Origin of the sequence: Halobacillus sp. BBL2006 (assembly GCF_000786645.1) — a bacterium.
Classification (GTDB): Bacteria; Bacillota; Bacilli; order Bacillales; family Halobacillaceae; genus Halobacillus.
Genome location: NZ_JRNX01000414.1, coordinates 1 through 12135, shown reverse-complemented (window position 1 = coordinate 12135; position 12135 = coordinate 1). Strand labels below are relative to the sequence as shown.

8 protein-coding genes are annotated in these 12135 nt (G+C 33.8%); 6 read left to right on the top strand and 2 right to left on the bottom strand.

What is annotated here, in order from left to right; genetic code table 11:
* The first annotated feature begins 172 nt into the window (after positions 1-172).
* The 4 genes from LD39_RS12620 to LD39_RS12605 all read left to right on the top strand — a co-directional run bounded on the left by LD39_RS12620 (position 173) and on the right by LD39_RS12605 (position 7205).
* Complete coding sequence (locus LD39_RS12620; RefSeq protein ID WP_231572576.1) at positions 173-997, top strand: toprim domain-containing protein; 825 nt, start codon at positions 173-175, stop codon at positions 995-997.
* A 159-nt stretch (positions 998-1156) separates the two neighbouring features.
* Positions 1157-2935, top strand: a complete 1779-nt coding sequence (locus tag LD39_RS12615; RefSeq protein WP_035547206.1) for a class I SAM-dependent DNA methyltransferase — start codon at positions 1157-1159, stop codon at positions 2933-2935.
* On the top strand, positions 2928-4172 hold the full coding sequence (locus LD39_RS12610; RefSeq protein ID WP_035547203.1) for a restriction endonuclease subunit S: 1245 nt from the start codon (positions 2928-2930) through the stop codon (positions 4170-4172). Before LD39_RS12615 ends, LD39_RS12610 begins: the two co-directional genes overlap by 8 nt.
* Positions 4173-7205, top strand: coding sequence for a type I restriction endonuclease subunit R (locus tag LD39_RS12605; protein WP_035547200.1), 3033 nt, complete (start codon positions 4173-4175; stop codon positions 7203-7205).
* Between the two features lie 476 nt (positions 7206-7681).
* On the opposite strand, the gene LD39_RS12600 is transcribed toward LD39_RS12605, so the two are convergent.
* Positions 7682-7912 carry a hypothetical protein gene (locus LD39_RS12600; RefSeq protein ID WP_035547197.1) on the bottom strand — a complete coding sequence of 77 codons (231 nt, stop codon included), beginning with the start codon at positions 7910-7912 and terminating at the stop codon, positions 7682-7684.
* Positions 7913-8330: 418 nt separating this feature from the next.
* On the opposite strand from LD39_RS12600, the gene LD39_RS12595 reads away from it, so the two are divergent.
* Both LD39_RS12595 and LD39_RS12590 read left to right on the top strand, forming a co-directional pair.
* Positions 8331-8813, top strand: a complete 483-nt coding sequence (locus LD39_RS12595; RefSeq protein WP_035547194.1) for a hypothetical protein — start codon at positions 8331-8333, stop codon at positions 8811-8813.
* Positions 8814-8865: 52 nt separating this feature from the next.
* Positions 8866-10629 carry a hypothetical protein gene (locus tag LD39_RS12590; protein ID WP_156112638.1) on the top strand — a complete coding sequence of 588 codons (1764 nt, stop codon included), beginning with the start codon at positions 8866-8868 and terminating at the stop codon, positions 10627-10629.
* 395 nt (positions 10630-11024) lie between these two features.
* Here LD39_RS12590 and LD39_RS12585 read toward each other — a convergent pair.
* Positions 11025-12135 (bottom strand): tyrosine-type recombinase/integrase (locus tag LD39_RS12585; protein ID WP_035547188.1); only part of this gene is annotated, 1111 nt, incomplete at its 5' end.

The following is a 12135-nucleotide window of genomic DNA, read 5'->3' as shown; positions in this document are numbered from 1 at the left end:
CAAAAAGAAAAAGTAGAGGTTGAACGTTAGGCAGGGAGTTTTCTCCCTGTCTTTTTTTATACCTAATTTAGAAAGGAGGAAGTGCTGCATGGCCAAACATGTAAGCGCGGACCATGTGGAGGTTGCTCGCAATGTGGATCTCATAGACTATCTGGAGCGTAAAGGGGAGCCATTGAAGAAAGAGGGGAGGTACTACCGACACCAAGTGCATGACAGTTTAGTAATTAAAGATCAAATGTATGCCTGGAACTCCAGAGATGAAAAAGGAGCTGGAGTCATTAATTTTGCCAAAATGTTTTATGGCATGAGTTTTCCGGAAGCTGTTCTCGATCTAAATGAGCAAGGTTATAAAGTGAAAGACAAATTCCAACAGCAAAAGCTAAAGGAGCCTTATCAATATCCTTCTCAATATGAAGTGAACGATAGGACAAAAGCTAAAGCTTATCTTACGAAAGAGCGGAAGATTCATCCTAAGATTGTTAATTGGCTCGATAGTAAGGATTTAATTGCGCAGGATAAGCTCGGGAATGTGGTTTTTAAATGGAAGCAGCATGGGGAGATTGTAGGTGCAGATCGCCAAGGTACTTCTCCAATGAAAGATGGGCGAATGTTTAAAGGTATTGATAGGAACAGCCATGGTTCGGCTGGATTTTCGGTAGATATAGGAAAGCCCAATTCCATTTATCTTTTTGAAAGCCCAATAGATGCCTTATCTTATTGGAGTATTAAGAGGGAAAAGCTGCAGAACACTCGACTAGTTTCCATGTCTGGGCTTAAGCGCCAGACTATGATTGATGAGATAAAAAGGATGGGGAAGGAAGGTCATAAGGTGAAGCAAATAACATTTTGTACGGATAATGATAAGGCTGGGCGGGAGTTTGCTAATAAATACCATAGGTTAATGGTAACAAGTGTACCCTCAATAGATTTGCCAATAAAAAAAGATTGGAGTGAAGAACTTGAAAAGAAAATATTAGGTATAAGTAGGGTAAGGTGATCACTAGATATTAGGGTATTCTGATTCTCAATAACTGTTTAAGTTCTAAAGAAAAATGAATGGGAAAATTATTTTTGCTATAATTTAGTGAGGTACTACTATTTTACTAAGCTACTAATTTCCCAATATTGTGATGGAAAATAAATGGAGGATAAATTAATGAATGAAGGGTCAAGACACTTACAAACAAGCGTGAATATTCAAGAAAAAGCAAATTTAATTTGGAGTATTGCAGACTCTATTAGAGGATTATATAAACCTCACCAATACGGTGAAGTCATCTTACCGATGACCGTTATCAAAAGGTTCCATGATACCTTGCTACCCACTAGAAATAAAGTAATAGAAACTTATGAAAAGGTTAAACATTTAGAAGTTAAAGAAGGATTCCTACAAAATGCTTCCGGTTATGTTTTTTATAACGTTAGTAATTTCACGTTTGAAAGCCTATTGGCAGACCCGGACAATATTGAAGAAAACTTCTTGGCTTACCTAAATGGATTCTCTGAAAATGTTCAAGATGTTTTAAAGAATTTTGAATTCGAACGTGAAATTCGAAAGCTCGCAAATAATGATAAATTATTTTTTGTTATACAAGAATTCAATTTAGAGAAAGCTTACATGGGCCCAGATAAAGTTACAAGCACAGACATGGGCTATATTTTTGAGGAACTTATTAAGAAATTCTCAGAGAGCTATGATGAAGAAGCTGGGTCTCACTTTACAAGCCGCGATATCATTTACTTAATGACAGACTTACTGATTGCAGAAGAAAGAGACGTCCTTATTGATGAAGGTGTTGCTAAAACAGTTTATGACCAAACAATGGGTACATCACAGATGTTAAGTGCTATGGAGGAAAGATTAGAAGCTCTGGATGCTGAAGCTGACGTAACCACATTTGGTCAAGAAATAAATGAACAGACTTATGCCATCGCAAAAGCAGACACGATGATTCGTGGTGGAAACCCAGACAACATGAGGTTAGGTAACACGCTGACTGAAGATCAGTTCGAAGGATACACATTTGATTATTGTATTTCAAATCCTCCATTCGGAACTGATTGGAAATCAGAGTATAAAAAGGTAAAAGATGAACATGATCGAGGGGAACATGGTCGTTTCAGTGTAGGGTTACCTAAAAAAAATGATGGACAGCTATTATTTTTATTAAATGGATTAAGCAAGTTGAAAGATTCTGGGCGTATGGCAATTATTCATAACGGTTCAGCACTTTTTAGTGGAAATGCTGGTGGTGGAGAGAGTGAAATCCGTCGGTATGTGATTGAAAATGATTGGTTAGAAGCAATTATTCAATTGCCAAATGATTCGTTCTACAACACCGGCATTGCCACTTATATCTGGGTGTTAACAAAAGATAAACCGAAGCATCGTATTGGAAGGGTACAACTAATAGATGCGTCTAATATGTATGAAAAACGTAGAAAGAATATTGGCAGTAAACGTGTTGATATTAGTGAAGAATGTAGAAAAGTAATTGTTAAAGCGTATGGTGAATTTCTAAATAAAGAATATTCTCTTGGTGAGAGAACTGTTGAGTCTAAGATATTAGATAATAATGAGTTTGGATTCTATAAAGTGACTGTTGAAACGCCTCGATATGATGAGGAAGGAAACAAGATACTTAAGAGAGGTAAACCTGTTGCAGATACAGATAAAAGAGATACGGAAGAGATTTCATTGAGGGAAGATATCCGTGAATATTTTGACAGAGAGATTAAACCATTTCATCCAAATGCTTGGATAGATGAAAATAAAACGAAAATTGGATATGAAATACCATTCACTCGGTTATTCTATAAGTTTGAGCAACCAGAAAATTCAGATCATATCGCAGCCCGTATTAAAAAAATTGAGGAAGAAATCATAAAATCCTTTAAAGCCTTATCAGGTGAGGAGGTAAAAGTGAATGAGTAAAGAGTTAGTGGACAGTGGGATTGATTGGTTAGGAGAAATTCCAAGAGATTGGAAATTAGAAAGAATAGGTAATATATTCGAGCAAAGAAATGAAAAAGTTTCTGACTATGACTATAAGCCACTGTCTGTTACTAAGAAAGGTGTTGTCAAACAATTAGAAACAGCGGCAAAATCAAATGACCATACAAATAGAAAAAAAGTAGGGGTCAATGACTTTGTAATTAATTCCCGTTCAGATAGAAAGATGTCTTCTGGTGTATCACCATTAGAAGGCTCTGTATCATTAATCAACATTGTTCTACATGGGGATGAGAAAAGAATTACTCCATCATTTACAAAATATCTACTGAAAAATTATGGATTTGCTGAAGAATTTTATCGTTGGGGTACAGGTATTGTAGAAGATTTATGGTCAACTAATTTCAGTAGAATGAAAAAAATTTTAATTCCAATTCCTGGCACATATGAACAGCAAATAATCGCCAACTTTCTCGATGGAAAAACTGCAAAAATCGACTCTATTGTTGAAAGCACAAAACTGTCTATTGAGGAATTGTATAAGTATAAACAATCTTTAATTACTGAAGCAGTTACAAAAGGGGTGAATCGAAATGTAAAACTGAAGGATAGTGGGATTAAGTTCATTAATGAAGTACCATTTAATTGGAGCGTAGTTCCTTTTAAAAGAGTTGCGACAGTTAAATCAAATTTAGTTAATCCAAAAAATTACAAGGATTTCCTGCAAGTCTCACCAGAGTCTATTGAAAAAAACACTGGTAAACTTTTAGAATGTAAAACAGTTGAGGAAACTGGGATTGAAAGTAATAATCATAGATTTTTCAAAGGGCAAATAATATATTCAAAGATACGTCCTAAACTTAATAAAGTAACAATTGCACCATTTGATGGTTTATGTAGTGCAGATATGTATCCAATAGAAACAACTATTAATTCAACTTTTCTTATGTATTACATGTTATCCAATGTTTTTGTTGAGCAATCAACCTTAAACAATAATAGAGTTAAAATGCCAAAGATCAACAAGGAAGAATTAGGTAGAATATATACGGTGATTCCATCTGCTGAAGAACAAAAACAAATAGTAGAATATCTTGATGAACAATGTAACCATATAAACAAAATAATTGGAAGCAAAGAACAGTTAATATTAGAAATGGAAAACTACAAAAAATCTCTCATCTACGAATATGTCACAGGAAAAAAGGAGGTCATGTAAATGGCATTTGAAGACACAGAAAAAAGATTTGAGCAAGATATTGAAACGTTTTTATTAAATGAAGGTGGATACGTTAAAGGTGACGAATTAAACTACGATAAAGAACGGGCTATTGATCTTACACAGTTGATAAACTTTATTCAAGAAACGCAAGAAAAATCTTGGCTTCGTTATCAAAAGATTTATGGAAATGAAGCCCCTAGCAAACTGTATAAACGACTCAATGATGAAATTGATACCAATGGTTTATTACACGTCTTACGTTACGGTATATCAGATCGTGGTGTGAAACTAAAAGTGGCAGCCTTTAGGCCAGAATCTACTTTGAATGAAAAGACATTGAAAAACTATCAATCGAATAATTTAACCGTAAATAGACAGTTTGCTTACTCAACTGACAATCACAATACATTGGATATGGTGTTATCTTTAAACGGTATTCCAATTGTGGCGATGGAGTTGAAAAATCAATTTAAAGGACAATCAGTGGAACACGGAAAAAAACAATTTATGTATGATCGAGATCCACGGGAAAAGATGTTCCAGTTTAATAAACGTGTATTGGTTTATTTTGTTGCTGATCTAAGTGAAGTTTGGATGACCACAAAACTGAATGGTAAGGACACATTTTTCTTACCCTTTAATCAAGGTTCAAATGGGGCGGGAGAAGTAGGTGGTGCTGGTAATCCTGAAAATCCTGATGGTTATGTAACATCATACCTTTGGGAAAAGGTACTACAAAAGGAAAGTTTGATGAACATTTTCCATCGTCTTATGCATTTAGAAGTTAAGAAAGAAAAAGTAATGAAAAATGGTCATGAACAAAATAAAATAAGTTCAAAACTAATTTTCCCACGTTACCACCAACTAGATGCTGTTAGAAAGCTTATAAACCACGTTAGACAAAAAGGTAGTGGTGATAACTATCTTATTCAACATAGCGCTGGATCAGGTAAGTCGAACAGTATTGCATGGCTCGCTTATCATCTAGCTAGTTTACATGACAAAGATAATAAAAGTGTGTTCAATTCAGTCATTATTGTTACAGATCGTACAGTACTTGACCGCCAATTACAAAACACGATTTCAAGCTTTGATCATACACAAGGACTTGTGGAAACAATAGGTGAAAAGAAAACATCACGGGATCTTAAAAATGCAATAAATGATGGAAAACGAATCATTATTACAACGCTACAAAAGTTTCCTGTGATTTATGAAGAAGTTGAAGTAAATAAAGGAAATCGGTTTGCTGTAATTGTTGATGAAGCACATTCTTCACAAACGGGTTCAAGTGCAAAGAAATTAAAGGCAGCTCTTGCTGATACGGAGGAAGCTTTAAAAGAATATGCGGAATTAGAGGCTGAAATAGAAGAAAATACACCTGACCATGAAGATAAACTTGTACAAGAACTTTTAACCCATGGTCGTCATATAAATTTAAGTTTCTTTGCCTTTACCGCAACACCAAAAGAAAAAACCCTTGAGATGTTTGGTACTCAACAGGCGGACGGTACATTTAGACCATTTCATGTGTATAGTATGCGTCAAGCCATTGAGGAAGGATTTATCTTAGATGTATTGCAAAATTATATGACATATGAAACATCATATAAAATTGCCAAGAATACTCCTGATAATCCTGAATTATCCACAACACAAGGTGTAAAAGCAATCAGGCGTTATCAGTCCTTGCACCCACACAACTTACAACAAAAAACAGCTATTATGATTGAACACTTCCGCAATGTAACATGTAAAAAGTTAGGTGGTAAAGCAAAAGCTATGGTCGTAACAGCCTCTCGATTACATGCTGTCCGTTATTACTTTGAGTTTAAGAATTATATAGAGAAAAATGGTTACGTTGACATGGATGTATTAGTTGCTTTTTCAGGTTCAGTTAAAGATCAAGATGAGGAATATTCAGAAGACCAACTAAACAAGACAAAAGAAGGAAAACGGATTAAGGAAAATCAATTAAAAGAAATGTTCAACTCTGATGAATTTAATGTACTTGTTGTTGCTGAAAAATATCAAACAGGGTTTGATGAACCGTTACTTCATACGATGTTCGTAGATAAAAAATTATCCGGGGTAAAGGCAGTTCAAACATTATCTCGCTTAAATCGAACATATCCAGGTAAAGAGGATACATTTGTGTTGGATTTTGTAAATGAAACAGAAGATATTAGGAATGCTTTCCAACCATTTTATGAAGTAACAGAACTCGATAAAGATATCGATGTAAATTTAATTTATGATACAAAAACAAAACTCAGAAACTATAATATTTACAATGATCAAGATATAAATAAATTAACTAAGTTATATTTCAAAAATGGAAAACAAATGGATTCTGATTTAGGTAGAATAGCAAGTCATCTCATCCCAATTATCAAACGCTATGAAGAATTAGATGAACAGCAACAATACGAGTTTCGGGTAACGGTTAGAAACTTTAATAAATGGTATTCCTATATTGCACAATTAACAAGAATGTTCGATAAAGAATTACATGAAGAATATATCTTCTGTAAGTATTTAATTAGCTTTATTCCAAAGAATAGCACAGTGAAAATTGATGTTGAAGACAAGGTGAAGTTAGAGTATTACAAGGTTGAAGAGACGTTTAATGGGGATATTACATTAGAAAAGAATAAAGAATATAAGCTTAAAAACCCGGATAATGTGGATACAGGAATTAAACCACCAGATGATGATGATGTATTAGAAAATATCATTAGACGTGTCAATGAAAAGTATGACGGAAAACTATCAGAATCCGACCGACTAATTATTGAAGGCGTTACACGTAAAGCGAAGCAATCAAATGATCGCCTAAAAAGTCTTGCAAGGAGCAATGATGAGGAGATGTTTGAGAAAAGCCTGTTTCCAAGCGTGTTTGAAAAGGCATCCCAAGAGCTTTATTTAGAACAAATTGACTCTTATTCCAAACTATTTGAGGATAAATCATATTACAACTCAATAATGGAAGCTGTGGCAAAAGAGATTTATAAGGAATTAAGAAAGTAATACAGCCCACTTTATAAGTATTACCTCGTCATATGGTCAAGAAATCCATTGCCACATAACTTTTTTCTCAAAAAAAGGAGAGAGCCTAATCTTCAAACAAAGGGTGGGCTCAATTTAATGTTTTATACACTCATCATATTGAAAATTTGGATTTCCCAAGTTTATAATTAAGAATTTTATGACTGGATTTTGACTGGATCTTGTACATAAATAATGATATCTTATTTCACAAAGACTTAATGAATAAAGTTAAAAACACTGATTATATAGACACTTTAAACACCTATATTTAAATATTTAGTTTACACAGATCATGGGCGGCATACCGTTTTCTCATGTTCATTGGTCGTTGAAATCAAATAACGACATGAATTTTGAAAGAAGAAGCCGTTGATTTGTTTAGAAAGTCTAATATAACTTGACTTTGTTTAGAAACACCTGGCTTCGTCAAATTTGACGGAACCAGGTGTGTTAAATTAGTGTTTGTCCTCATCCATATAAAGCTCATCCAAAATTAAATCTCCTTGCCCCAAACCTTCTAAGTATCCCTCATAAGTAAGAGCTTTGACTTTCAATCGATTAATCTCATAATCCAGATCACCAAAATACATATGCATCTCTTTTAATACCTGCTTCAATTCATCGGTCAAATCCTGCTTAACTAAAACCTCTTGCCACTTGTCCAGCTTTTTCATTGTATTGTTCATTTTTTTCGCCTCCTTACTCTATAATCGTTAGTTAGGAGGTTTTTGGTGTCACGATTTGAGAAAATTGTTTTGTAAATTTTATGTAAGTCTGATTAGTCATCCTTCTTGAGCTCGAAATCTTCAACATCTTCGCTGAATTCAACTGGTATCCCCATAAATTTCATCGACATCATGAGTGGATCTCCTTGGGTATCAAGAACAGGTCTGTTCATTATCTGTTTTCCAAAATGGTGATGGTGTAAGTATTTAACTTACCTTGTAAAAAGAGGGTTGTTTACATAGGTGGAGTAAGGGAATGATTTAACTGAAGATTGATTTTTGTGTAAGCTGACTTTAGAATATAATTAAGGAAGTGTATTTACTTTCTTTCCCACTTTTAGTTTTTGTGGTATAATTTATTGGTTTGGGAGGGATTTATATGTTGAAGCGTGATGTCTTGAATAAAATTTTATTACTCCACATCATGGAAACATCCAGTAAAAAAAACATCAAGGGATCTACACGTCTTCAAAAAATGGTCTTTGCTTCCGAATCTCAGGCACGAAAAAAAGGAACTAATGCTTTTAATTATGATTTTATCCGGTGGTATTATGGACCTTATAGTGAAGAATTAAGTTCAGATATTGAAGTATTAATCTCAAAAGGCTTAATTAAACGGGACAATCAGAATAACTATACACTCACTCCTAGTGGTAAAGGTACCCTAGAGAAAGCAAAAAAAATACTTCCTAAAGTAGCGGACTTAGATGTTTTGCAGAATATAGTAGATGATTATAGCGAAAAAAAATTGAAAGTTTTACTAAAAGAGGTTTATAATGATTACAATGTTACCTCCTATAATATGGGAGAAGTAATAGAACCATTAAAATACTCCGAGGCGAGTGAATCTCCAAATGTTTAATTACGCTAATTATCCTTTTTACAATCTTAGATATATAAAGAAATGGACCTTCTTGACTATAGTGATGAGTGTGGTAGCCGCTATAGTCTTTTTTATGTGCCTAGAAAGACTAAATTATGAATTCTTTTTATATGATTTTATTGAAGAAAATAATAGGTCTATACTTTCTTTCAGGGACAATATCTTGTTGATTCTATTTAGGTTTTCTCCATTTATTGTCTCAGTGGTAATAGCTATATCTTCTCTAACTGTAAACTCTTTTACAGGGTCTTTCTTTGCTAATCTAATAAGTGATAACACTCTAAAAGTGCTAATTGTATACACTCTTTTTTACATAATCTTTCACTCTTTCACAAATTGGTATTACCCAACTACTGGTGATTTAGTTGTTACAGATAATTATTCAGCTATTATCTTTTTCGACACTACATTAGCTTTAATGAACATTCTGCTTGCTTTGGTCACAAGTGTTCACGTTTTTTATTATACCTGGCCCAAAACTTTGAAGGATAAATTCGGTAAGGAAATAAGGAAATATATAGATAAGTTTGACTACACTAAAAACGTCAATAGAAGTGAAATAGAAGAAAATAAGAGAAAACTTAATAGATATATTATATGGTTCACTAATCTTCTATCAGACTCAATAAAATCAAAAGACTTCGAATTAATAGAAGATACTATACTTGATATGGTTGATATATGGGAATATATGATCAGTATTAACGCCACTAAACAAAAACAGTTAGACGATTTGTTTGAAGATATGGTTGATAATACAGATGATGCAACTATTGAGGAAATAGATAAACTGGAAAACGCCCCATTCTCTGGCGTTTATAAAGAGTGTCTAAGAAATATTCAATCAGTTTTTAGGGATGCTTTTGAACAAGGTTACAGAGAAAAAGATCTCTTTGTATGTCAGGTGTTGTTGGATAACCTAGTTCGATTGACTAAAAATGGTACAGGATTAAATAGAGATGATATCAATAAAGTCTTAGACATATATCTGAGTTTATACAAAATTAGCATTAAAGAGGAAAATGACAAGTACAGCAATTTATCGATAAAAATAATGGAAAACACTAACTTAATCTATAAATCTGAAAACTATAAAATTCAGGATTTAAATAATATCTATTGGTATTTGTATTACTGTATTACACGGGGTGAAGATAAGTACTTAAAAGTCGCGTTAGGATATTTGCAGGATATCCTTGATTCTAGTTACGTTAACAAAAATGTTTACGAGAGAACAATAAATCAACTTCATGAATTGTTGCTGTTTTCCTTGAAGAGAAAACGAATGCGTTGCTTTGCAAATTTAATTAGATTTACTGTTACTTCTAATTTAAACCTCGATATTATCAATAAACAAATGGTAAGCAAGATAAAACAGGAGGACATTCTGGATATCGAAGAAATACTTGACGATTTAGGTTTTAGTAATTGGTCGAATTTGTCCAAAAATGATCCTGATTATTATTATAACACCAAGATATTTGTGGTCTGGCGTAGTTACTATCTTCTTCAAAAAATAGTTAGTCCAGATAGGATAGATCAAGATTATAGCCAACTCTCTGTAAGTCAAATTAAGAATAAAATCAGCTTCAAAACTATTAGCACCCTAATAATGGATTTAGAGACCTTTATTACCTACTGGGACGAATTATTCATTAAACAAGCAAGTCATTTCTTTTTATTGAGTTGCAGCGAGATAGTGAAAAAAAGGGAAATAAATGAAAAGATTGATGGTCTTCAACAAAACATCGGAAATTCTGAGATGATTTGTTTACTAAAGAGCTATGTCAATTAGAACAGGGATATAGAGTTGGTATGCAAGTAGTATTACAAAAACAAATAAAAACTGCGACAGCTTTATGGAGTTACTTTTACATTATTTATCCTTCGCTGCGCTGTTACAGTCCAAATGAAAAGGTGCCACCTTAAAAATGGCATACTTTTGACATACTTTCTCTCACTTTTGTTTATTTCCTTTCATCAAGGATTATGGTAATAAGCCTAATCCGGCTTATGATTACACTTAATTTGTACTTTATTTATCTTTATTTACCTCAAAGAACCTATGGGCGGCATGATGTAATCATCCGCTCAAAATCCCCGTAATAACAAGGTTTAAATGCTCTTATAACCCTTAATAAGGGTTCAGGGGTAACAAACGAGTAACATTTTCTTGAATAGGGGCTAAAGTCAGAGGTTTTCCATGAGTTCTTTGAACTTTTGGGAAGCCTCTTTTTTCATCTCTTTAGTTACATGTAAGTAAACATTTTTTGTTGTGGACTCGTCTTTATGCCCTAATCGCTCCATGATTTGTGGGAGACTTACTTCCGCCTCGGCCAAAAGTGAGGTATGAGTATGTCGTAAAGAGTGGGGAGTAAGTTCGGTATTTAATTCAGCTAGCTTTAATAATCTTGCCATACGATTTTCCACTTTTTTAATGTAATGTGGATAACCTGGCAATTTATCGTCAACACTTGCGAAAACAAATCCTTGATCATGATATATATGACGGTGTTTCATCATTGTTTCTTTTTGCTGTGTTTGATGTTTTTTTAATTCGTTAATTACAGTATCATCTACATCAATTACCCGGACTGCTGTAGCAGTTTTAGGAGGTAGGAGCTTATATTCCTTTCTATTGTTGTTAGGGTTGTAATAGGTTTTTGAAATACTAATGGTTTGTTCCTCCATATCAATATCCCGCCATTTTAAGGCGCATAATTCACCAGTTCGCAATCCAGTATAAGCCAGTAACAAGAATATAGGGTAGTCCTGCTCCAACCCCACTTTTTTTGCAACTTGAAGGAAATGCTTGAGTTTCTGTTTTTCTAGATATCTCGGTAAATCCTTTTTCCCTTCCAACTCTTCAATAGTCTTCTGATGTCTTGGAACATGAGTGAATTCTGTTGGGTCTTTTTTCAATACCTCCATTTCTACAGCCTTCCTAAAAATCATTCTTCCAGTACGATGTGCCCCCTCGATGGTGTTTTGAGCATACCCTCTTTTCTTTAAGTCATTTATAGCGTTTTGGTATTGATGTCTGGTAATTCCCTTTAATTTTAATTTCGCGAAATAATCTAAAAGACGCTTGATTTCATGTTTGCGTATTCGGACGGTACTTTCTTTTACGTTTCCGTTTCCCTCGTAGATTGAAAGCCACTCATAAGAAAAGTCCTCAAATGTCACGTTAGATTCTTCTACATAAGTCCCCTGATTTAATTCATTCTTTAGGATTGCAGCGGCCGCTTCCGCTTCTTTTTTGGTACGGAAACCACTTTTTTTCTTTTGTCTTCTTTTACCG